Here is a 24,153-nt window from a genome sequence, read left to right as displayed (position 1 = left end):
CGGTCAGGCAGGCGCGGGCCGTGGGAACCCGTATCGGTCCCGCTTCGGATCGACGGCCGGGGCGATCACGCCCCCGTTTCGGCGCGGTGGCACACCGCTTCGATGTTGTAGCCGTCGGGGTCCAGGATGAACGCGCCGTAGTAATGCGGGTGATATTGCGGGCGCACCCCTGGGCCGCCGTTGTCGCGACCGCCGGCCGCCAGCGCCGCACGATGGAAGGCCTCGACCTCGGCACGGCTGCGGGCGCGAAAGGCGATATGCACGCGTGGCGTGCTGGGCGTGCCCTGGTGGATCCAGAATTCGCCGCCCGGGTCGCCGGCGTCGTCGGGGGCGCCCACGCCAAACCCCATGCCGGTGGCTAGCGTCTTGCGCGGCACGTGGCCCATGGCCGCGAGCGCGCGCAAGTAGAAGTCGCGGCTGCGTTCGAAGTCGCTCACGTGAATTTCGACATGATCCAGCATGCTGCTTTCTCCGATGAGGCGGCCGCCGGGGCCGGGCCCCCCAGCATAGGCCGGACAAGCGGGCAGGGGCGCTTCGATTTGCAACGTCGAATCGCGCGACGGCCGCGCGGCGCGCCGCGCCGCCCGCCAACCTGCTTCAGTACTGATAACGCAGCGTCAGCATCACGCTGCGTGGCTGGCCGTAGTAGTTCTGCCGTGCGGCGCCGCCGAGCTTCTCGTAGTACTTGCGATCGAACAGGTTGTCGACCGTGAGCGTACCCTCGATGTGGCGGTTGTAGCGGTAGCCGATCTGGGCCGAGACGAGGGCGTAGCTGCCCTGGTCCCAACGTACCTTGCCACTCTGCAGATAGTTGCCGCTATTCCAGCGCACGCCCGTGCCCACGCTGAACCCCTCCATTGCAGGCTGGGTGAAGCGGTAGCGCGTCCAGAGGTTGATGGCGTGGCGCGGGGTGATCGTGCTGTACGAGAGACCTTCGGTGCCCGGGGCCGCCTCCAGGTACTTGGTCTGCGTGTAGGCATAGCCCGCCACGATGTCCCAGTTCGACAGCAGCGAACCGCTGACCTCGGTCTCGAAGCCCTGGCTGCGCACCTTGCCCGCCGCCACCGAATACATCGGATTGTCCAGGTCGGTCATCGCCCGGTTGCGGTCCAAGATCTGGAATAGCGCGGCATGCGCGTTCAGTCTGCCGTCCATGAACGCGCCCTTCAGGCCTGTCTCGATCTGGCGTCCTACGCGCGGCGCCAGCGTATTGCCCTGCGCGTCGATATCGGTCTGCGGCTGGAAGATGCTGGTGTAGCTCGCATAGGCGGACAACTGGGGGGTGAGGTCGTACACCACCCCGGCATACGGCGTGGTGCGCGCCGCGATGCGTGTCTCGGTCTGGCTGAAGTCGCCGAAGTACTGGTTGGCGTTGCGCGCGTCGTTCTTCCACCAGGCCAGGCGGGCGCCGGCGATGATCTTCAGATGGTCGGTCGCCTGGATATTGGCGCGCGTATACAGGCCGAACTCGCTGGTGCGCCCGTCATTGCCGTTGACCTGCTCCATGTCGGGCCGCGGCATGTCGATGACCGGCTGGTACACGTTGGTCGGGAATACCGTGCCGCCGCCGTAGGTGAACTGCTTGCGCGTGTAGCTGTAGTCGGTGCCCACCAGCAGGCTGTGCTCGCGGCCGAAAGCCTCGATCGGCAGGTTCAGATTGGCGTCCGCGCCCGTGGTTTTCCAGTGGTTGCGGTACGACCAGGCGATCAGGTTGGTGTCGCCGTTGAGCGGATTGACGGCCCGGTTGGGCCAGGTGGTCAGGCGCGTCGGCGTGTCGGTATCGCGATGGAACACGCTGGCCTTCACGACGCCGCCGCCAGCGAGGCGGTGCTCCAGGTCCGCGAAGATCTCGGTGGTGTCCTCTTCGATCTGGTTCCACGCCGCGCTGAGATTGGTGCCGCGGCGTATGTCGAGCAGCGAGCCATCGGCATAGGCCGGCAGGCCGAACGCGGGGGTGGAGCGGGCACGTTGATACGCCACGCCGGCCGCCAGCGTGGTGTGCGGCGTGAGGTCGGCCTCGACGATGCCGTAGAGCGTGGGCCGGGTCGAATTCACCCGGTCCACGAACGAGCCGCGATCTTCGTAGGCGGCGATGAAGCGTCCACGCACCTTGCCTTCGCTGTCGAAGGGCGTGCTCAGGTCGGCCACCGCTCGGTAGTAATCCCACGATCCGACGCTGGCCTGCGCGCCGAAGGCGAATTCCTGCAGCGGGCGCTTGCGCACGAGGTTCACGCTGCCGCCCGGTTCGCCGGTTCCCTGATACAGGCCGGACGGGCCGCGCAGCACTTCGATGCGATCGTAGATGGCGAGGTCGAAGCCCGCCGACAGGTTGCCCGCGCCCGCGGGCGAGCGCATGCCATCGACCTGGATCGAGTCGAGCGTATAGCCGCGGGAGATGAATCCGGAGATATTGCCGCCGCTCGCGAGCGTCTCGACGGTGATGCCGGTCACGTTGCGCATCGCGTCCGACAGGCTGTTGAGGTTCTGGTCATCGAGCTGCTGGCGCGTCACCACCGACACCGACTGCGGGATCTCCCGGAGCGTCTGCGCGCCCTTGCCGAGCGTGACCGCGTTGCTGGCGTACGAACCGGTGCCTTCGCTGGTGGCGCGCTCGGCCGCGCCGGTGACGGTCACGGCTTCCAGTTGCGTGACCCCGCCCTGCGAGGCGGCCTGCAAGGCATAGGTGCCCGCCCCGCTGGGCGCGGCGCGATAGCCGCTGCCCGCCAGCAGGCGGTCAAAGCCCTGCTGCACGCTCATCTCGCCCGAGATGCCCGGACTCTGGCGGCCCGCCAGCCAGGCGGGGTCATAGACGATCTGCACGCCCGCCGCGGCGGCATAGCGCGCCAGCACGGTATCGAGCGGACCCGCGCCGATCGCCACGCTCCGCATCTGCGAGGCCGGCGCCGCGCCGGCCCGCGGCGCGGACTGCGCGCCCGCCGTCGCGCTTGCCATGGCCGTGCACCAGAGCGCCGACCAGATCATTGCCTTGCGGGATCCCTTGCCCCGCGCTGCGCGTACACGTGCCATCACTCTTTCATCCTTTCATCGTCAAGCAGGAAGCGCCCGCATCCCCTCGATGCGGTCTCACTTCCTACTCCGCACGACAACGAAAAAGTGATCACCTCGATGCGAATTATTTTTTTTCCCGGCCCGTCTTGGCGGCCGCTCAGGCGTCCGCCGGCCCGACGGACACCCAGTAGCGCGTGACGCGCCGCACCGCGATCGGCAGGCGTTCGGCCAGGGCGCGCAGGGCCGCATCGGTATCGCGCAGCGACAACGCGCCCGACACGCGCAGCTCGGCGACCTCGGGCGCGCAGCGCAGAATTCCCGGACGATGGCGCGCGAGTTCCGCCACCACGTCCGCCAGGCGCTGGTCGCGCACCACCAGCATGCCTTGCTCCCAGAGCGCCGCGCTGTCGTCCACCGGCGCGAGCGCGCCGGCCCCGTCGCGGGTGAAGCTGCCGCGCTGCCCCGCGTCGATGCGCACCGCGGCGGCATGCGCCGGGCGCGCCAGCACCGCGTGCTCGAACACCATGACCTCGGTGCGATCATCGATCAACCGCACCGAGAAGCGCGTGCCCAGGGCCTGCACCTCGCCCTGCGGGGTCTGCACCACGAACGGCCGGTACGCGCGCTGCGTCTCCTGGCCGGTGGTCACCAGCACCTCGCCCGCCACCAACACCAGGCGGCGCTCGGCGTCGTTGTAGCGCAGGTCGACGGCGCTGCCGCTGTTCAAGACCAGCCGCGTGCCATCGTCGAGCGTGCGCGTCAGTTGTTCGCCCGCGGCGGTGCGCAGGTCCGCGCGCCAGGCGGGCGCCTGGCGCCACGCCATCCAGCCGGACGGCACCGCCACGCCAAGCCCGAGCGCCGCGCGCAGCACGGCGCGGCGGCCCTGCCGCTTGCGGGTCGCGCGCAGCACGTCATGGCCGATCCGGGCGGGCAACCCCTCGAACACGCCCAGCACCTGCTCGGCGCGGCCCCAGGCCTGCGCGTGGGCCTCGCCCTGCGCCAGCCAGCGCTCGAACGCCCGTTGGGTGCTCGCGTCGGCGGGCTCGTAGCGCAGCCGGATCACCCAGCTGGCGGCTTCCTCGAGCAGTTCGTCGCTCGGCGCGGCCGTCATGGCGTTGCCGCCCGGAGACGTGCGTGGGCGGCCAGCGTTGCGCTTCGCTCGTGACTGAAGACCCGACAGGCGGGGAGGATTACCAGCGGCGCGCTCATGCGGCGATGGCCATGCAGGCCATCAAGGCCTTGTGCAGATGGCGCCGGACCGTGATCACGGGTTTGCCGGTCTGTTCGGCGATCTCCCGCAGCGTGAGCCCGTCGAGCTGGGCGAGCAGGAACATGTCGCGCGTGGCCGCGGGCAGGCGTTGCAGCATGGCGTCGATCGCCACCAGCGTCTGCACGATCATCAGGCCCGCTTCTGGCGACGGCACCTGCGGTTCGGGCAGGTGCGCGATCGTTTCCAGATAGGCCTGCTGGACCGCCCGGCGGCGCCAATGGTCAATCAGCAGCCCCTTGGCGATGTGCGTGATCAGCGCGCGCGGCTCCTCGCGCAAGACGGGCGGCCGGCGCGCGGCCATCAGCCGCACGAACGTGTCGTGCGCCAGGTCGGCCGCGTCGCCGCTATCGCCCAGCTTGCGATGGAGCCAGCCTTGCAGCCAGCCATGGTGATGGCGATAAAGCTGCTCGACGGCGGGGAGGGAAATGGGGTCGGGGGATTGCAAGATGCCCGGTAGTGTAGCTAATGCGAATAAGAAACACTATTGATTGTGGGGAAAGAGGACGCTTCACGCGGCGTGGGCGCAACAGACCGCGGCGGAGTGGTGCTCAGGGATTCCCCCAATCACATTCTCCTTGCGGAAAATCAATGCTCTATAGGACACTTTGTGTCATAGCCGCAATCAAGCGGCGGACACAAGGGGAATCCCATGAAGCGCATCATCATGGCCGCCGCGTTGGCGCTGGCCGCAAGCAGCGGCGCGCAGGCCGCGTTTCCGGATCATCCGATCCGGCTGGTGGTGCCGTTCGGCGCCGGCGGCATCACCGATATCGTGGCGCGCCAGGTCGGCAAGGGCATGGGCGACGCGCTTGGGCAGAGCGTGGTGGTGGAGAACCGGCCCGGCGCCGGCGGCGTGATCGCGGCGCAGGTGGCGGCGACGGCGCCGGCCGACGGGTATACGATTTTCATGGGCACGGTGGGCACGCAGGTGGTGAACCCGCTGATCTACGCCAAGCTCAGCTATGACCCGGAAAAGTTCGCGCCGGTCGGGCTGGTGTCCGGTTCGCCCTATCTGCTGGCGGTGCGCGGCGACCTGCCGGCGGCGAATTTCGCGGACTTCGTGGCGTACGCCAAGGCGCATCCGGCCAAGCTGAATTTCGGTTCGGCCGGCACGGCCAGCTCGCCGCACCTGGGGCTGGAGCTGCTGAAGCTGACGGCGGGGGTGGACATCGTGCACGTGCCGTTCAAGAGCGGCAGCGAGGCGGTCAACGCGGCCATCGGCGGGCAGGTGGACGTGGTGATGGACGCCAGTCCGGTGATCATGCCGCACGTGGCGTCGGGCAAGCTGCGCGCGCTGGCGGTGGCGGCGGACCAGCGGTTGCCGTCGGCGCCGCAGGTGCCGGCCGCGGGCGAGGCTGGCGACGCGGGGCTGCAGATCAGTTCCTGGAATGCGTTCTTCGCGCCGGCCGGCACGCCGCCGGCGGTGCTGGAAAAACTCAACGCGGCGCTGCGCCAGACGCTGGCCTCGCCGGAGTTGAAGACGCGGCTGGCGGCGCAGGGCACGCAGCTCTATACCGGCGCGCCGGACGAATACCAGCGCTTCATCGCGGCCGAAAAGAAGAAGTGGGCCGAGATCGTCAAGCGCGCCGACATCAGGATGGATTGACCATGACGACACATCCCCTGGCGGGACAGCCGCTGGAACTGGCCGATACGCTGCGTTCGGGCAACGCCTGGAAGATCCGGCTGGCCTGCGGCTACATGGGGCTGGCGCTCACGCGCCGCACCTTCGACATCGTGCAGGGCGACCTCGAGACCGAGGCCTTCGGCCGCATCAATCCGTGGCGCCAGGTGCCGGCGCTGCGCACGCCGGAGGGCGTGTGGCTGGCGGAGTCGCAGGCGATCCTGTGGTATCTGGGGCAGGGCACGCCCTGGCTGCCGGACGGGCGGCTGGCGCAGGCGCAGGTGGCCAGCTGGCTGAGTTTCGAGCAGACCCAGCACATGCATGCCTTCGCGCAGCCGCGGCTGCTGATCCACCTGCGCGGCACGGCGCGGGTGGATGACCCGGCGATGGTCGAGTGGCGCCGCGCCGGCATGCGCGCGGCGGCATGGATGGAGGCGCATCTGGCGGGGCGCGATTTCCTGGTGGGCGAGGCGCCGACCATTGCCGACATCGCGCTCTATCCCTACACCAGCATGGCGGAGCAGGGCGGCTACGACCTGTCCGCCTTGCCCCACATCAACGCCTGGCTGGCGCGCATGCGCGCCCTGCCGGGCTTTACGCCGTTGTTGGAAACGGCATAGCGAGGAGTCAAAGATGGCCGATACGATGCACTTGGGAAAGGATGAACTGATCGCGCGGGCCAAGGCCGAGATGCAGCGCCAGTTCGACACGCCCGACTGGACGCTGCGCGAGCGCCTGGCGCTGACCTGCCGCATCCTGTTCGACGGCGGGCACGATTCGGGCCTGGCCGGCCAGATCACGGCGCGCGCGCCGGAGCCCGACCGTTACTTCACGCAGCGGCTGGGCCTGGGCTTTGACGAGATCACGGCCGGCAACCTGCTGCTGGTGGACGAGGACCTGCGGGTGCAGGAGGGCGGCGGCATGCCCAACCCGGCCAACCGCTTCCATTCTTGGATCTACCGGGCGCGGCCGGACGTCAACTGCATCATCCACACGCACCCGCTGCACGCGGCCTCGCTGTCGATGCTGGAGGTGCCGCTGGAGGTCTCGCACATGGACAACTGCCCGCTGTACGGCGACGTGGCGTTCCTGAAGGACTGGCCGGGCGTGCCGGTGGGCAACGAAGAAGGCGAGATCATCTCGGCGGCGCTGGGCGACAAGCGCGCCATCCTGCTGTCGCACCACGGCATGCTGGTGGCGGCGGGCACGGTGGAAGAGGCCTGCGTGCTGGCGCTGCAGTTCGAGCGCGCCGCGCGCATGCAGCTGCTGGCGATGGCGGCCGGCAAGATCCAGCCGATTCCGCCGGCGCTGGGGCACGAGGCGCACGACTGGATCCTGACGCCCAAGCGCTCGCAGGTGGGCTTTTCGTACTACGCCCGGCGGGCGTTGCGCCAGCATCCGGACGTGCTGGCATAAGGGCCCCGCGGCGCCGCAAGGCGCCTGCGCGCGGGGGCATGCCAGGTGCCCCGGCGTGCCGGCGCGGGCGGGGCAACGGGTGCGCCGGGCGGGCCGGCTCGACGGCGGGGCGGGTTTCGGGCATGCTTACCGGTCGTTACCGCGACTTTTCCCGCCCATGATCGACCTGCCTCACCGCCTGCGCGCGCTACGCCGCCAGCAGTCCCTGTCCCTGGAACAGCTGGGCGAGCGCACGGGCCTGACCAAAAGCTACCTCTCCAAACTGGAGCGGGGCCTGAGCGAGCCTTCGATTTCGACCGTGCTGCGGCTGGCCGAGGCCTATGGCGTGGGCGTGTCGCAACTGGTGGGCGGCGACGGCGCGGCGCAGGATGAAGTCGTCAGCCTGGTGCGGGTGGCCGACCGCGAGGTGTTGCAGCGTCGCGGCCTTGGCAACGAATACCACTATGAATCGCTGGCCGGGCGCCGCAAGGTCAAGGCCATGGAGCCTTTCATCGTGCACCCGCCGCGCGAATTTCCCGATGCCGCCGCGGTCTTTCCGCATCCAGGCGAGGAATTCCTGCTGGTGCTCAAGGGCGCCATCGAGGTCCAGGTCGGCGAACGCGAGTTCCGCCTGGACGCTGGCGATTCCCTCTATTTCGATTCCGAACTGCCGCATCGCATGCGCACGGTCAGCCGCGGCGCGGCCGAGGTGCTGGTGGTGGCGGCGCATTGATTCCAAGGAAAGCGCAGTGAAGCATGATCAATCGCGGCTGGTCCGCATCGATGCAGGCCCGATGAAGAACCCGGTGCCGGGCAAGCCCAAGCGTCCCCTCTCGGGCGACGCGGCGTTCCGTACCGTGACCGCCTTCGAGGGCAACGGCGGCCGCGCCGAGGCCGGCGTGTGGGAAAGCACCGCCGGCAGTTTCCAGTCCAACACCACCGGCTACATCGAGTTCGGCTATATCGTCGAGGGCGCGGCGCGCCTGGTCGATCCGGACGGCACGGTGCACCAGCTGACCGTGGGCGAGGCCTTCGTGATGCCGGAAGGCTATACCGGCCGCTGGGAAGTGGACCAGTTCGTCAAGAAGATCTATTTCATCAGCCGCACGGCCTGAGACCCGCTCGACGATCGCCCGCCGCGGCCCGCGGCCCGGACAGGGCCGGGCAGGCACGCGTGACGGCGCGCGCCCGGTTACGGCGCCGGCCGCTGCGGATAGGCCGAGGTGCCGAAGGTGTTGCCCATGCGGTTGCCGATGGTGGCGGGCGTGGGCAGGCCCATCTGGTTGGGCGGCTTCTGCGTGATGGTTTCCGAGCCCAGCGTGGGCGGCGGCTTGGGCGCGGCGTCGGGCGCCATTTTCTGGTTCAGGCAGTCATACGACAGGGCGCGATAGCCGTTGACTTCGGTGTCGATGCAGGCGCCGCCGGGCGCGGGCTTGGCCGCCGGCGGGGCGGCCTGCGGGACCGGCGTGGCCGTTGCCTGGGCGCCCGCCGCCAGGGGCGTGGCCGCCAGCGCCGCCAGCAACAGCAGGCAGGCGCGGCGCGAAGAGGGGCTGTGTGTGCGCATGCGGGCTCCTTTGAAAAGGCCCGGCGGCCTGGGGCCGCCATGCCATCAGTATAGGGACGGATGAGGCCGCGCAGGTGACGATTGCGTGGCGGCCCGCCGTGTCGCGGATGTGGCGTGTCACGATTGCGTCATTCGCGCGTCCTAGCATGGCGCCTTTCCTTCAAGGCGGGTGCGCGGGCACCCGCGACAACGGCCATGCCTGGCATCTTTCCTCCATGTTGGCGTCGATGACCTTCGCCTGTCCGCCGGGCAGGGGCTGGATGCGGCACGCCTGCCTGGCGTTGGGGTTGTGGGCGTTGGCCGGCGCGGGCCGCGCCGAGGCGCCGCCGCGCGAGATGGCGTTCGCCATTGCCGCGCAGCCGCTGGACCAGGCGTTGGCGCAATACAGCCTGGACAGCGGCCTGACGGTGCTGGTCGACAGCGCCCTGACCGCCGGACGCCACGCGCCCGCGGTGGTCGGCACCTATACCCCCGGAGATGCCTTGCGCAAGCTGCTGGCGGGGTCGCCGTTGGCGATCCGCTACGCCAGTTCGCATTCGTTCACGCTGGTGGCGGCGCCGCGCGAGACGGCTGCCGCGCGCGCGGCCAGCGCGGCGCGGCTGCGCGACACGCCGTACGCGGCCGCGCTGCAAGGCGCGCTCAAGCGGGCGCTTTGCAAGGGGCAGGGCGCCGAGCCGGGCCACTATCGCGCCCTGGTCAAGCTGTGGTTCGACAAGGCCTGGCGCGTCGACCGGGTGGATTGGGTTTCGGATACCGGATCGGTCCCGCTGAACCGGCGGCTGGAGGCCGCGTTGCGCGGCGTGACGGCCGGACCGCTGCCGGGCGGCATGCCGCAACCGGTGACGATCCTGCTGCAGGCAAGCGATGTGGATGACTGCGCCGCGCTGCGAGGGGCGAGCCATGCGGGATGACAAGCCGGCCGGTTCCCTGCGCGCGTTGTTCCTGGAGCGCTACAACGATTTTCGCAGCCAGCTCAAGCGTCGCCTGGGGTCGGACGACCTGGCGCACGATGCCATGCAGGAAGCCTTCCTGAAGGTCAACGACATGCCCTCGAGCTCGTCCATCCAGCAGCCGGCGGCCTACCTCTTTCGGGTGGCGGTGAACATCGCCGAAGACCAGCGCCGCCGCGATTCGCGACTGCTGACGGGGGTGGAGATCATTGAACTGGTCGGCGCGACGGACGAGGTCGAGGATCCCGCGCGCATTGCGCAGGGCCGCAGCCAGATCGAGGCGTTTCGCCGCGCCCTGCGCCAGTTGCCGGAGCGCACCCAGCAGATGCTGCTGGCCGCCCGGGTGCACGACGTGCCGCATGCCGAGATCGCCCGGCGCTATGGCGTGTCCGAGCGCATCGTGTCCAAAGAGCTCAAGCGCGCGCTGGCCCACTGCGGCAAGGTGCTGGAAGCCCTGGAGGTACCCGCGCGGGACGCGGGCGAGGAAGACGAATCATGGCGCTGATGATGCTGCCGGGAAGGCGCAAGGGCGGACGGGCATCGCACGATCGCGATGCGCGCCATTGGCTGCTGACGCTGACTTCGGGCGCCGCCACCGAGGCGGATGCGGAGGCGTTCCGCGCCTGGCTGCGGGCGGACCCGGGGCACGAGGCGGCCTTTGCCGAACAGAAGCGGCTGTGGCGGGCGCTGGGGCCGGCGGTGCGCGAAGAAGCGGCGGCGCGGGCCACGACGCGGCGCCCATCGCTGTCGGGCCGGCGCGCGTTCCTGGGCGGCGCGGTGGCGGCGTCGGCGGCCTATCTGGCATGGCGGCCGCCGTTGGGGCTGTGGCCCGGACTGGACGAGCTGGGCGCCGATTACCGCACGGCGACCGGCGAGCAACGCCGGGTGGCGCTGGGCGATGCGCTGGAATTGGAACTGAACACGCAGACGCGCATCAATGTGCGGTCGGCGGCCGGGGCTTCGGCGGGCGCGGTGATCGAGCTGGCCGCGGGCGAGGCCGAGGTCCGCGTCGGCCGGCAGGCCGATGCGAATCCCGCCATGCCGGCGCCGCTGGCGCAGGTGGTGGCGGGGGCCGGACGCGTCTCGGCGCGCGAGGCGCTGTTCAACCTGCGCTATCTGGGCGGCGAGGCCAGCCTGTGTTGCCTGGCCGGTAGCGTGCAACTGGCGCACGCGCAGGGCACCTACGAGGTCGTCGCGGGCCAGGAATTGCGCTACGACGACCGCCGGGTGATGCCGCCGGCGAAGGTGGACACCGAAGCCGTGACCGCCTGGCGGCGCGGCTGGCTGGTGTTCGACCGGGTGCCGCTGGCGGACGTCGTGGACGAGCTGAACCGCTACCGGCGCGGCCGGCTGGTGCTGCTGAACGCGCAGCTCGGCCAACGCCGGGTGCAGGCGCGCTTCGCGCTGGCGCAGGTGGCGGATGCCGAGCAGCTGATCCGCGACGCCTATGGCGCCGAGGTGACCCGGCTGCCGGGCGGCGTGGTGCTGCTGTCCTGAGCCGGCCGGCAACGCGAGCCGCTGGGGTTCGTGAATTATTTATGACAGGGTTCTGGTCGGCATTTTTCCATCCGTCTGTCTTGTTCTAGGTGGCGAACACCGCGATTGGAATAAGGAAAGACGATCATGCAGGCACGGTTGGCGCAACGCGGCGGTAAGGCATTCATGGCGCACGAGATGGGGCGCCGCCGTCCAGACTGGCGCCCGACGCCGCTGCGCCAGGTGCTGGCGGTACTGCTGATCGCCGGCGGCTGGAGCGGCACGGCGCAGGCCCAGGCGCGGGCCTTCAGCCCGGGCTGGTTCGCCGACAAGAACGCGGTGCAGTCGACCGCGCAGCGCACCGGCCGCATGCCGGATGGCTCGCTGGCCGGCATCGGCAACAGCGCCCGCCAGCAGGCGCAATCGCGCCAGCAGCTGCAGCGTTCGCTGGACAACCTGAACCGCACCGCGGCGGCGGTGGCCGCGCAACAGGCGGCGCAGGCGGCGGCCCGCGCGGCCGCGGCGGCCAGCGGCACGGACGTGCCGGACGGCCTGGCGCCCGGCGGCTTGTGGGTGGCCGAGGGCGCGCTGGCCAAATGGGAAGGGGCCAAGGCGCCCAAGCCCGGCGCCGAAGGCGGGCGCCAACTGGTGACCATCGAGCAGACGCAGTCGCGCGCGATCCTGAACTGGGACACGTTCAACATCGGCCGCAACACCACGCTGCAGTTCAAGCAGGGCGCGGACGACGCGGTGCTGAACCGGGTGGTCGGCGCGTCGGCCAAACCGAGCCAGATCCAGGGCGCGATCAAGGCCGACGGCACGGTGCTGGTGGTGAACCAGAACGGCGTGATCTTCAGCGGCACCAGCCAGGTCAACGCGCGCAACCTGGTGGTCGCGGCCGCCACCATCACCGACGCGCAGTTCCGCGACAAGGGACTGTATGCCGACAACGGCGCCCAGCCGACCTTCCTGGACGCGTTGGGCCGCGTCGAGGTGCAGGCCGGCGCGCGCATCGCGACCGCCGCGTCCACCACCTCGACCTCGGGCGGCGGCTACGTGCTGCTGCTGGGCAAGGAAACGACCAACGCGGGCGCCATCGACACGCCGGGCGGGCAGACGCTGCTGGCGGCGGGCGACAGTTTCGTCATCAAGCGTGGCCAGGGTACGGCGGGCAACCTGCTGTCGACCACCAAGGGCAACGAAGTCACGCCGGCCGGCGTACCCGGGCGGGTCGAGAACAGCGGCCTGATCCAGGCCGCCATGGGCGACGTGACCCTGACCGGTGGCGACGTGACGCAGCGCGGGGTGCTGCTGTCGAGCACGTCGGTGGACACGCGCGGCACGCTGCACCTGACCGCGGCCGGCGCGGACGGCGCGATCACGCTGGCCGAGGGAAGCGTCGCGGCGATCGTGCTGGACTCGCGCGGCGCCCTGGCGCTGGACAGCCAGCGCGACGGCCTGCGCGCGCCGCCGGCGGTGTCGACGTCGTCGTCGTGGCTGTCGGCCGGCGCCGATCGGCGCGAACTGTCGCGGGTGGAGATCAGCAGCACCGGCACGGTGGATTTCGCGCCGGGCTCGATCACGCTGGCCACCGGCGGCCAGATCGCCGTCCACGCGGCGCGGCGCAGCCTGCTGCGCGATGGCGCCATCCTGGACGTGGCGGGCGCGGTGGGCGTGGCGGTCGCCATGGAGAACAACAACCTCAAGATCAACGTACAGGGCAACGAGCAGCGCGACGCGCCGGTCAACCGTGAAAGCGGCAAGCTCAACAGCAATGACCTGTGGGTGGACATCCGCGACCTGGTGCTGGTGCCCGCGGGCACCAACGGCTACGCCACCGACCGCTGGTATACGGCCGGCGGGCTGCTGGAGGTCAGCGGTTACCTGGGCACGCAGGGGCATGCCGTCAACGAATGGATGGCGCAGGGCGGCAACGTCGAATTCACCGGCGGCGACGTGGTGACGCGCGCCGGCTCGCAGATCAACCTGTCCGGCGGCACGCTCGACGTGCAGGACGGCATGATCCGCCAGAGCTGGCTGCGGGGCGTGGACGGCCGGCTGTACGAGGCTTCGCGCGCGCCGGGCGACCTGGCCTACACGGGGCTGTACCAGGGCTACGAGGCCCGCAGCGAACGCTGGGGCCAGACGCGCCGTTTCTATAACCCGCTGATCGCGCCGCTCGAACGCTTCGAGACCGGCTACACCGTGGGCCGGGACGCGGGCCGCCTGCTGGTCGGCACCCGCGGCGCGGTGCTGGAAGGGGAGCTGATCGGCGCCACCTTCCAGGGCGACCGCCAGAACGTGGCCGCGCAGGCCGGCCTGGACGGCTATCAGCAATCGCAGCGCGCCGTGGCGCGCGGCGCGCAACTGGTGGTCGGCACCTACACGCCGTACTACAACAAAGCGACCGGCGCGATGCAGTACGCCCTGGGCCGCAGCGAGGACACCGTGCGGCAGGTGGTGCTGTCGGACCGGGTGGCGGCGATCGCCGCCGGCCTGGAACTGGGCGGCGCGCTGCCCGCCGACCGCAATGGCGTCCTGCTGCTGGACACCACCCGCCTGAACGGCTTCGGGCTGGGCGCGGTGCGCATCGCCGCCGAGGACATCGCCGCGCAATCCGATCTGACGGTGGCGCCGGGAGGCGACATCACGCTGTTCGCGAGCCGGGTGTCGGTGGACGGCACGCTGAGCGCGCGCAGCGGCAGCATCCGCCTGGGCAACGTGCTCAGCCAGGTGACGCCGTCGGGCCCGAACGATACCTCGATCGGCGCCACCCCGTCCGATCGGCTGACGCTGGGCGCGCGCGGGCGGCTGGATACGTCGGGCCTGTGGAGCAACCTGGCGCTGGCGCCGGGCATGACCGGCGCCATGCCCTATCTGAACGGCGGCAGCGTGTCGCTGCGCGGCACCGGTGACATCCTGCTGGAGCGCGGCAGCGTGATCGACGTCGGCTCGGGCGCGGCGTTGCGCGCCAAGGGCAAGCTGACCGGCGGCAAGGGCGGCAACGTCACGATCGAAACCGTGATGAGCGGCGCCGCCACGGGGCGCCTGGACCTGGGCGCCGACCTGCGCGGCTATGGCGTGGACGGCGGCGGCACCCTGTCGCTGACGGCGGGCAAGGTGGTGCTGGGCGCGATGCCGGCGGACGCCGGCGCCGACGTGCTGGCGCTGGCGGAGCCGTTCTTCCAGCGCGGCTTTGCGCGCTACGAGATCATCGGCAGCCGTGGCGTGGCCGTGGCCGACGGTGCCCGCATCGATGTGGCGATGCCGGTGTACCGGCCGGCCCCCGAGGCGGGCGGGGCGCCGACCGGCGCCGATAGCGCCACGGTGCTGCAAGCCTGGCTGCCGCCCGTCTATCTGCATGACGCGGTGGCGGGGACGGCAACGCGGCGGCGCGGCGCCAGCCTGTCATTGCAGAGCGGCCGCACCCTCGCGCCGTTGGGCGCCGATACCGATACGACACTGATGATCGGCCTGGGCTCGCAAGTGACCGTGGACCCGGGCCAGACCATCAAGTTGCGCGGCGCTGGCCAGATCACGGTGCTGGGCGGGCTGACGGCGGCGGGCGGCAAGATCGATATCCGGCAGTTGCGCCTGGGTGACATCGATGTGGCCGACTCGGTCGAGACCGCCGACGGCCAGCTGCACAATCGTTCGATCTGGATCGGCGAGCGGGCGGTGCTGGACGTGGCCGGCCGGGCGCAGTCGGGCATCGACGCGCAGGGCCGCCGCTATGGCGTGGCGGATGCGGGCGGCGTGATCGTGCTCGGCGGCGAGATCAACCACGACCGCGCCACCGCGACCGCGGCGGATGCCTACGTGATCGTGCGGCCCGGCGCGGTGCTGGATGCGTCCGGCGCCGCGGTCGACGTGGATATCAATGGTGTCGGCCCGTTGCGGCTGGAGCGCGATGGCGGCCGCATTTCCCTCAGCTCCTACAACGGCCTGCACCTGGACGGCACCCTGATCGCGCGCGCCGGCGGCGCCAGCGCCGCGGGGGGCACGCTGGACATCGCGCTGGAGACGCCGCTGTACCGCACCTGGGGCGATACCGTCGCCGGCATGGCGGTGCAGGTGCCGCGCGAACTTGTGCTGGCGGCTGGCGCGGGCAGCCTGCTGGACGCCGCCCTGACGCCTGGCGCGGCAGCGGCCGGCCTGCGCTACGGCCAGACGCGGCTGGATGCCGCGCGGCTGGTGGCCGGTGGCGGTTTCGACAACCTGGGGCTGCTGGCCAACGGCCAGATGTCGTTCGACGGCGCGGTCGACGTGGCGGTGGCGAACAGCCTGCGCCTGTACGCGGGCGTTTTCTCCGTGGCGCCGGGGGCCGAGGCGCGGACCCACGTGAACCTGTCGTCGTCCTATGTGCGCCTGTCCGGGCCGGGTCAGTACTACATCACCAACGGCACGCTGCGCCCGCGCGTGCTGTTCGGCGATGCGCCCGGCGTGGGCGCGGGCGGTTTCACGGTGCGCGCCGGCAACCTGCTGGAGGTGGGCAACAATGTCTCGTTCGGCACGCAGGGCACCATCAATCGCAGCGTGGGCGGCGCGCTGGCCGTGTCCCGCAATGGCTTCGACCGGGTGACGCTGAACAGCGGCGGCGACCTGCGCTTCCTGTTGAACAACGATGACCAGCCGCGCACGCGCCTGTGGACCCGGGGCGACCTGGACCTGGTCGCCGCGCAGCTGTATCCGGTGACGGGAGCCGAGGCCGAACTGCTGGCCGGCTACACCCGCAACCCGCAGTCGGGCGTCAATATCTTCGATCCCGCCCGCACGCTGCGGGTGGGCCGCGCGGGCGGCGCGACGAGCGCGCTGCCGCCGGTGCCGTATTCGGCGTTCGGCACCTTGCGCCTGGCCGCCGCCAACGTGGAGCAGGGCGGCGTGCTGCGGGCGCCGCTGGGCGCGATCGTGCTGGGCGACGTCAGTGGGGCGGTGGGCACGCAACGACTGACCCTGCTGCCGGGCAGCGTCACCTCGGTCAGCGGCGCCGGCCTGGTGATGCCGTATGGCGGCACCACCGATGGCGTGTCGTACAAATTCAAGGGCAACGAGGTGGCGCTGGTCGGAGTCGGCGGCGCGGTGGGCCAGGGCGGGGGCGCCTCGCTGCGCACCGGGATCACGCTGGGGTTCCGCGATGTGGATGCGCTGCCGGGGTCCTTGCTGGACCTGTCCGGCGGTGGCGAGCTGACGGGCGCCGGCTTTGTCTCCGGCCGTGGCGGCTCCACCGACGCGCGCTATTACCCGCTGGTCCGCAACGATCCGAAGGGCGGCTTTACGCTGCCGGGGCTGGCCACCAATCCCGTCTATGCCATCGTGCCCGGCGCGCAGCCGGGTTACGCGCCGGTGGGGGGCGACGCCGGCGCCTCGGCGCCGGGCGTGGGACGGCAGATCACCCTGGGCGATGGCGTGCCCGGCCTGCCGGCCGGCACCTACACCCTGATGCCGTCCACCTACGCCTTGCTGCCCGGCGCCTTCCGGGTCGAGATCAACGGCCTGGCGGCGGCCGGCGCGGCCATGGCGCCGCAGCGGCTGCGCAATCTGTCCTGGGCCGCCAGCGGCACCCTGTCGACCCAGGGCGCCGGCGCGGCCGACCGCCTGGCCAGCCAGGTGATCCTGACGCCGGCGAACGTGCTGCGCACGTATTCGCAGTACAACGAAATGAGCTATGCCAGTTTCGTGCGCGCCGATGCGGTGACGCGCGGCGTGCCGCGCGCCATGTTGCCGGCCGATGGGCGCACCTTGCGGCTGGCGATCCATGCCGGCTCGCAGGACGGACAGGCCCTGCGCTTCGAGGGACTGGCCGATTTCAAGGCGGCGCAAGGCGGTTTCGGCGGCGCCGCCGCGCTGGGCGGCGGCAGTCCCTCGATCGAGATCCTGGCGGCGGGCCAGGCGCCCACGGCGGGCTTCGCCGGCGCGTCGGTGCATGCCGACGCCTTGGCGGCGCTGGGCGCCAACCGCCTGGTGGTGGGCGCATTGCCGGTGGTGCTGTACGGGCAGGGCGGACGCTTTTATACCTTCCAGGGCGGCGCCAACGAGGTGGTGATGCGCGCCGGCGCGCAACTGGCCGCGCCCGAAGTGCTGATCTCGGCGCTGGCCATCGAAATCGAGGCGGGGGCGGGCATCTCCACGCTGGGGCGCGGCGCGCCGTCGGCGGATTCGAACAGCGGCTATGCCTTCCAGCCCGGCGCCACCGGGCTGCTGGCGGTGTCCAATGGCCGCCTGGACGTGCTGGCGCCCGACAGCCTGGCGGCGGGCGCCATCCGCATCGGGACCTGCGCGGGGGCCGCTTGCGAGGCGGCGACGAAGCTGTATTCCGAGGGCACCATCGCCATCGCCACCAACGGCCTGTTCGACCTGGGCGAGCAGGTGCGCTATGGCACCCGCAACCTGGCGCTGGCGGTCGGCGCCGTCAATGTCGGCACCACCACGGCGCTGGAACAGGCCGCCGCGCGCGGCGTGTTGCCCAGCGGCCTGACGCTGAACCAGGGGATCCTGGCGCGCCTGTTGCGCGGCGACACCAGCGCCGGCGCGCCGGCGCTGGAAGTGCTGACGCTGACGGCACGCGACTCCGTGAATTTCTACGGCACGGTGGCGCTGGATACGCGCGATCCGGCCACCGGCCAATACGCCATGGCGACGCTGGCGCTGGGCACGCCGGCGCTCTACGGCTATGGCGGAGCCGGCGACGTGGCGTCGATCCATGCCCGCAACCTGGTCTGGAACGGCGCCGTGCGGGCGCCCGGCGCGGTCGCGGCGGGCGGCGCGGGCACCGGCAGCGGGGCGCTGCGTATCGAAGCCGAGCGCATCGAATTCGGCTACGGCCAGGGCGCGCAACCCAATGGCCTGGACGACAACGCCAGGTTGGCGCTGGGCTTTGCCGGCGTCACCCTGAACGCCACCGACCGCATCACCGCCAACCATCGCGGCAGCCTGGCGGTGTACCAATCGCAGGGCGCCTACACCCCCGGCGCCGGCTATGCCTACAGCGGCGGCAATCTCACGCTGGACACGCCGCTGCTGACCGGCGCGGCGGGCTCCGTCAACCGCATCACGGCGGGCGGCAATGTGCGTCTGCTGGCCGTGCCGGCCGCCGCGGGCGCGCCGGCGGCGCAGCAGACGGTGCAGGTCCTGGGCGCCGAATTGAGCCTGGCCGGCGCCAATGTGCGGGTCGACGGAGTGATCGCCCTGCCCAGCGGCAAGCTGACGCTGCAGGGCCGCGACAGCGTGCTGCTGGCCGACGGCTCGACGCTGGACCTGGCCGGCCGCGCCATTGCGTTCAACGATGTGTTGCGCCATAGCTGGGGCGGCGAGCTGATCCTGGAGAGCAGCCAGGGCAGCATTCGCCAGGAGGCCGGGGCGCTGATCGACCTGTCGGCGCGCTACAACGACGCGGGCAACCTGCGCGCGGTGGCATTGGCCGCCGCCGACGGCCAGGTGGCGCTGCTGGGCCGCATCCTGGGCACCAGCACAGGCCGCTACGACGCGGGCGGCACCGAGGTGCCGTACCGCGCGGGCGGTGTCGAGATCCGGGCCCAGCGCCTGGGCGCGGCCGGCAACCTGAATGCGGATTTCGAGGCCCTGAACCGGCGCCTGAACGACGGCGGCGTGAGCGGCGCGCGCAGCTTCCAGATCAAGCAGGGCAGCCTGACGCTGGGCGATGCGCTGCAAGCCAACGACATCAACCTGTCCATCGACGGCGGCAGCCTGACCGTGGCGGGCCGGGTGGATGCGAGCGGCGAGCGCGTCGGCCGCATCCGGCTGGCGGCGCGCGACGGCCTGACGCTGGCCTCCGGCGCGGTGCTGGACGCGCATGGCACCGTGCTGCGCGTGGACAGCTATGGCCGCATCATCGACGCGCCGAACCGCGCGGTGGTGGAACTGAACTCCGGCCAGGGCGTGCTGACGCTGGCCTCCGGCGCCCGCATCGACCTGCGCCACGGCACCGCCGCCGCGGCCGGACGGCAGGACGGCGTGGCGCGCGGCACGCTGGAACTCATCGCGCCGCGTATCGACGCCGCCGGCAACACGGGGCTCAACGGCACCGGGGTGGCGGGCTCGGCCGCGATGTATGGCGACGTCGCCATCGAGGCGCGCGGACCGCTGGCGATCGACGGCGCCAAGACCATCAACCTGACCGCCATGCAGCGCTATGACGATGCCCGTCCCGGCGACCCCGCGGACCGCGCGAGCGGCCGCGATTACCAGATCATCGACCAGGCCTACCTGAAGGCCAAGGACGACGACAGCCGGGAATTCATCCGCCTTGCCCTGCTCAATGGCAATCTGCTCGACGCCAAGCTGGCGGGCCTGAACAACGCCACCTACCGCGATGTGTTCCATCTGCGTCCCGGCGTCGAGATCGTCAGCAAGACCGCCGACGGCGACCTGGTGGTGCAGGGCGACCTGGACCTGTCGCGCTATCGCTATGCCAGCCTGAACCCGCGTTCGCCGATGACCTCGGCCTACGGCTCCGGCGAAGCCGGCGCGCTGATCCTGCGGGCCAAGGGCAACCTGGATGTCTACGGCAGCATCAACGACGGCTTCGAGCAGCCGTCGGCCTCGCCCGACGATGACAACGGCTGGGTGCTGATGCCCGGCGCGCAACCCTATGGCGGCGATGTCGTGCTGCCGCGTGGCGGGGTGGAGCTGGCCGACGGCACCGAGTTCCCCGGGGGCAAGACGCTGAACTATCCCTTGCCCTTGCAGGCAAGCACGCTGGCGGCCGGCACGCGCCTGCCGGTGGAGGCGGCGCTGAACCAGCCGCTGTCGCTGGCCGCCGGCACCGTGCTGTCCGGCGACCTGCGGGACGGCGGCGGCCAGCTGCTGTACGCCGCGGGCACCGTCCTGGACCGCGCGCTGGACCTGCCGGCCGGCACGCGGCTGGGCGCGGGGACGCTGCTGACCGGCGGCACCGCCCTGAAGCCGTTCACCTGGCCGGCCAACGTCGCCTTGCCCAACCGCCACACCACCCAGGGCTACGAGCCCAATGTGCTGCTGATGGCGGGCAGCATCACGCTGCAGCAGGGCGCGTTGATTCCCTCGCAGACCAAGCTGGTGTTCCCGGCGGGCACGGACTATGTGGAACTGCGGCCGGGCACGGCGGCGGACCAGCGCCGCAACTGGGCGCTGGCCAAGATGCTGCCGGCCGGCAGCCAATCGTGGTCGCTGCAACTGACGGCGGGCGCCGACCTGGACGCGGCCGATCCGCGCCAGGTGCTGCCGGGCGTGGGCGCGGGCAAGTTGACCTTGGCCGATACCCACTACAACGCCAGCCTGGTGAAGGGCGCCAGCCTGGTGTGGGGGCCGAGCGCGGAGCCGTCCGGCTTCGAGCCGGGCAAGCCGGTGCCGGAGGATCTGATCTGGCTGTGCGATCTGGAGCCGGGGCTGTGCGTGCCGCCGCCGCGCTGGGTCTGGGCCAAGGACAACTGGTGGGGCCACCCCGAAGGCTCGCCGGTGGCCGATGCGGACCTGGGGATCTGCGAGGGATTCGCGGACCAGTGCGTCGAGAACAAGCAGTCGACCACCGTGGTCTCGCACGCGCAGAACTTCAGCGTGCTGCGCACCGGCACGGGCGACCTGAACCTGGCGGCGGGCGGCGATATCAGCCTGATGTCGGCCTACGGCGTCTACACGGCGGGCACGCAGTCGGCCAACGTGGCGCCGGGCTACCAGTTGCCGCGCGGCCGATTTGGCAGCACCGTGCTGGGCGCGGACTACGCCACGCTCTACGAACCCTTCGTCACCGCCGGGACGGGCTATCAGGCCTGGTATCCGGAGGCCGGCGGCAATGTCGGCCTGTACGCCGGCGGCGCGCTGCGCGGCGACGTCTGGGGCAAGACTATCTCGGGCACGTATGACGGGCGCGAGCTCGATCCCAGTGTCGGCATCGGCAACTGGCTGTGGCGCCAGGGCAGCGGCAGCGCCAATGGCGGCGACACGCCCACGGCGTGGTGGATCAACTTCGGCAGCTATGCGCCGGCGCGGCCGGAATTCAAGGACTCCACGCCTGTGCTGGTGGGCTTCACGGGCTTTGGCGCGCTGGGCGGCGGCAATGTCAGCGTGCGCACGGACGGCGATGCCGGCAACATCGAGGCGCGCGGATCGAACACGTATCCGCGCAGCCAGGGCCTGGTCGTCGCGGTGGGCGGCACGGGCCGCGTGGCGGCCGACGGCAGCGTGCTGCTGACGGGCGGCGGCGACATCGATGTCCGTATCGGCGGCCGCCTCAATCCGAACCAGAACGCGCGCGGCCAGGTGTCCTCCACCGGCGGCGCGGCGCCGTACTACGGCGCGCCGGCGCTGGATCTGCAGGGCGCCCTGATCAATCTGCGCGGCGACGTCAGGATGACGGGCGGCGCGATCGGCGGGCTGGACCTGCAATACGGCAACAGCGCCAACCAGCAGGATGCCAAGGACAGCCGCGGCTACGACCCCTACACCGCCACGCTGGCCAGCGCCACGGGCGGGCTGGTGCTGATCCCCGGCGACGCGGTCATCCGGCTGGACACCCGCGGCGACCTGGTGGTGGGCGGCGCCAGCGACCCGGGCCGCGTGGCCGTGCCGAACAGCACGCCGTTCCGGCTGCGCGATGGCACGCCGGTGACCGGCGGCGGCAACAGCTGGTTCTCGCTGTGGACGGAGAACACCGCGATCGAACTGTCGAGCGCGGGCGGCAACCTCACCCCCAGCCGGCAGACCTCGCACAGCGCCCAGGGCCTGGCCCTGCAGACCGGGCGCAACACGTCGGCGTCGGACGGGCGCTATCTGTATCCGTCGATCCTGCGGGCGACGGCCTACGACGGCAGCATCTACGCGGGCACGTCGGCGGCCTACCTGAACGCCGAATCCACCGGCGTGCCGTATTCGTTGACGCTGGCGCCTGGGGCGCGCGGGCAGCTGGAACTGCTGGCGGGCGATTCGATCTACGCGGGCGGCTACGCCATCAACCGCTCGGGCGCCGACCCCGCCAGCGTGGCGGGCGTATACGCCCCGGCTTTCGCCGGCTACACCTCGCAGGCCAGCGCCGTCATCGCCCTGGGCAATCAGGGCAACGGCAGCCAGGTCGAACGCGGCCAGCATTTCCCCCTGTTCTATTTCGGCCCGCCGACGGCCAGCGCGGCGGGATCGGGCGCGGTGACGCGCCTGTACGCCCGCGATGGCGACATCGTCGGACTGCGCAGCGGCGAAACGCTGACCTTGCTGAAGGGCGCAAACATCGGCCAGACCTGGTACGAGGCCGCGGGACCGGTCTGGATGATGGCCGGGCGCGACATCGTGGCATCGGGCACCGGCCCGGGCGTGCTGCTCGACGTGCCCAGCAGTAATGGCTACAGCCTGGGCGGCGGTGGCGGCGCTTCGGTGGGATCGAGCGGCAACCTGTTCCTGCACCGCGATGCGAACGATGTGTCGCGGGTGTCGGCCGGGCGCGACATTCTCTACAGTTCGTTCCAGGTGGCCGGACCGGGCGCCCTGGAAGTGTCGGCGGGCCGCCATGTGCTGATGGCCGACCGGGCATCGATCGTCAGCCTGGGCGCGGTGCTGCCCGGCGATCGCCGTCCGGGCGCATCGATCGCGGTGCTGGCGGGCGTGGGCGCGGCCGGGCCGGACTACGCCGGATTCCTGGAACGCTATCTGGATCCGCGGATGGCCGATCCGGGCCGTCCGCTGGTGGACCAGGGCCTGGCGTTCAAGACCTATGAGGCCGAGCTGCTGCTGTGGCTGACGCAGCGCTACGGCTTCGCCGGCAGCGCCGAGGACGCGCGCGCCTATTTCAACGCGCTGCCCGCCGAACAGCGCAGCCTGTTCGCGCGCCAGGTCTATTTCGCCGAGTTGCGCGCCGGCGGCCGGGAATACAACGACAAATCCAGTCCGCGCCACGGCAGCTACCTGCGGGGCCGCCAGGCCATCGCCGCGCTGTTCCCCGACACCGCGCCGGGGGCCTACCAGGGCGATATCACGCTCTATGGCGGGGCTGGCATCCGCAGCACCTTCGGCGGCGATATCCAGCTGCTGACGCCGGGCGGACAGCAGGTGTTCGGCCTGGAAGGGGCCGCGCCGCCCGCCAGCGCCGGCATCATCACCCAGGGCGAGGGCAGCATCCAGCTCTACGCGCTGGGCAGCATCCTGCTGGGCCAGAGCCGCGTCATGACGACCTTCGGCGGCGGCATCACCGCCTGGTCGGCGCAAGGCGACATCAACGCCGGCCGCGGCGCCAAGACGACCGTGCTGTACGCCCCGCCCAAGCGGGTCTACGACTCGGTCGGCAATGTGACGCTGTCGCCCAATGCGCCCGGCACCGGCGCGGGCATCGCGACGCTGGCGCCGCTGCCGGAAGTGCCGGCGGGCGACGTGGACCTGTATGCGCCGCTGGGCACCATCGACGCGGGCGAAGCCGGCATCCGGGTGTCGGGCAACGTCAACATCGCTGCCCTGCAGGTGGTCAATGCCGCCAACATCCAGGCCCAGGGCGAGAGCAAGGGCGTGCCGGTGACGGCATCGGTCAACACCGGGGCGATGTCGTCGGCCAGCGCCGCGGCGGCCTCGGCGGTGGGCGCGGCGCAGGAGTCGGCGCAACGCGCCCAGAGCCAGGCGCGGCAGAACCAGCCGTCCGTGATCAGCGTGCAGATCCTGGGGTATGGCGAGGAGCCCGTGGCCGGCGCCAGCGTGGCGCCGCCGCCGGGGCCGAGCGCGGCCGCGAACCGCTATGACGCCGCCAGCGCCGTGCAGGTGCTGGGCGCCGGCTCGCTGGACGACAGCGAGATGCGGCAACTGAGCGCGCAGGAGCGGGGCAAGCTGGCGATGTGAGCCGCGCCGGCGGCGTGATGCGTCCGTGACGGTTGTCCGCCCGATGGCCGGCAACCGTCAC

General features: G+C 71.3%; 14 protein-coding genes. 9 read left to right on the top strand and 5 right to left on the bottom strand.

The window, feature by feature from the left end; all coding sequences use genetic code 11:
- Positions 1-65 precede the first annotated feature (65 nt).
- The 4 genes from AC1HFW_RS14130 to AC1HFW_RS14115 all read right to left on the bottom strand — a co-directional run bounded on the left by AC1HFW_RS14130 (position 66) and on the right by AC1HFW_RS14115 (position 4,724).
- Positions 66-461: a VOC family protein gene (locus tag AC1HFW_RS14130; protein ID WP_479283941.1), complete on the bottom strand. Its 396-nt coding sequence runs from the start codon at positions 459-461 to the stop codon at positions 66-68.
- Between the two features lie 136 nt (positions 462-597).
- The gene (locus AC1HFW_RS14125) at positions 598-2,952 is read right to left on the bottom strand and encodes a TonB-dependent siderophore receptor (RefSeq protein ID WP_116520064.1); all 2,355 of its coding nucleotides are present in this window, start codon (positions 2,950-2,952) and stop codon (positions 598-600) included.
- Between the two features lie 214 nt (positions 2,953-3,166).
- Positions 3,167-4,120 (bottom strand): FecR domain-containing protein, encoded by a 954-nt coding sequence (locus tag AC1HFW_RS14120; RefSeq protein WP_479283938.1) that lies wholly within the window; start codon positions 4,118-4,120, stop codon positions 3,167-3,169.
- Between the two features lie 94 nt (positions 4,121-4,214).
- Positions 4,215-4,724 (bottom strand): sigma-70 family RNA polymerase sigma factor, encoded by a 510-nt coding sequence (locus AC1HFW_RS14115; RefSeq protein WP_116520032.1) that lies wholly within the window; start codon positions 4,722-4,724, stop codon positions 4,215-4,217.
- Positions 4,725-4,928: 204 nt separating this feature from the next.
- Here AC1HFW_RS14115 and AC1HFW_RS14110 point away from each other — a divergent pair, with 204 nt between their 5' ends.
- From AC1HFW_RS14110 to AC1HFW_RS14090, 5 genes are all read left to right on the top strand, one after another.
- Entirely contained in the window at positions 4,929-5,885 is a 957-nt protein-coding gene (locus AC1HFW_RS14110) for a Bug family tripartite tricarboxylate transporter substrate binding protein (RefSeq protein WP_061074009.1), read from the top strand.
- Between the two features lie 2 nt (positions 5,886-5,887).
- Positions 5,888-6,523 (top strand): glutathione S-transferase family protein, encoded by a 636-nt coding sequence (locus AC1HFW_RS14105; protein ID WP_006390112.1) that lies wholly within the window; start codon positions 5,888-5,890, stop codon positions 6,521-6,523.
- A gap of 13 nt (positions 6,524-6,536) precedes the next feature.
- Positions 6,537-7,319: an aldolase gene (locus tag AC1HFW_RS14100; protein WP_061074011.1), complete on the top strand. Its 783-nt coding sequence runs from the start codon at positions 6,537-6,539 to the stop codon at positions 7,317-7,319.
- 157 nt (positions 7,320-7,476) lie between these two features.
- Positions 7,477-8,031 (top strand): helix-turn-helix domain-containing protein, encoded by a 555-nt coding sequence (locus AC1HFW_RS14095; RefSeq protein WP_006390110.1) that lies wholly within the window; start codon positions 7,477-7,479, stop codon positions 8,029-8,031.
- 16 nt (positions 8,032-8,047) lie between these two features.
- A complete protein-coding gene (locus tag AC1HFW_RS14090) occupies positions 8,048-8,413 on the top strand; it encodes a cupin domain-containing protein (RefSeq protein WP_054431821.1) in 366 nt (121 codons plus the stop codon).
- A gap of 77 nt (positions 8,414-8,490) precedes the next feature.
- Here the strand turns inward: AC1HFW_RS14090 and AC1HFW_RS14085 are convergent, their stop codons facing one another.
- Positions 8,491-8,862 carry a hypothetical protein gene (locus AC1HFW_RS14085; RefSeq protein WP_479283933.1) on the bottom strand — a complete coding sequence of 124 codons (372 nt, stop codon included), beginning with the start codon at positions 8,860-8,862 and terminating at the stop codon, positions 8,491-8,493.
- A gap of 146 nt (positions 8,863-9,008) precedes the next feature.
- Here AC1HFW_RS14085 and AC1HFW_RS14080 point away from each other — a divergent pair, with 146 nt between their 5' ends.
- The 4 genes from AC1HFW_RS14080 to AC1HFW_RS14065 all read left to right on the top strand — a co-directional run bounded on the left by AC1HFW_RS14080 (position 9,009) and on the right by AC1HFW_RS14065 (position 24,092).
- Positions 9,009-9,773, top strand: coding sequence for an STN domain-containing protein (locus AC1HFW_RS14080; protein ID WP_479283931.1), 765 nt, complete (start codon positions 9,009-9,011; stop codon positions 9,771-9,773).
- Positions 9,763-10,317 carry an RNA polymerase sigma factor gene (locus AC1HFW_RS14075; RefSeq protein ID WP_479283930.1) on the top strand — a complete coding sequence of 185 codons (555 nt, stop codon included), beginning with the start codon at positions 9,763-9,765 and terminating at the stop codon, positions 10,315-10,317. Before AC1HFW_RS14080 ends, AC1HFW_RS14075 begins: the two co-directional genes overlap by 11 nt.
- A complete protein-coding gene (locus AC1HFW_RS14070) occupies positions 10,308-11,309 on the top strand; it encodes a FecR family protein (protein ID WP_479283928.1) in 1,002 nt (333 codons plus the stop codon). Before AC1HFW_RS14075 ends, AC1HFW_RS14070 begins: the two co-directional genes overlap by 10 nt.
- A gap of 126 nt (positions 11,310-11,435) precedes the next feature.
- The gene (locus AC1HFW_RS14065) at positions 11,436-24,092 is read left to right on the top strand and encodes a filamentous haemagglutinin family protein (protein WP_479283926.1); all 12,657 of its coding nucleotides are present in this window, start codon (positions 11,436-11,438) and stop codon (positions 24,090-24,092) included.
- Positions 24,093-24,153 lie beyond the last annotated feature (61 nt).

It is taken from the genome of Achromobacter sp. ISS7 (assembly GCF_056523125.1).
Note: the sequence above shows the minus strand (reverse complement) of the source record. Positions and strands in the feature narration are given on the sequence as shown.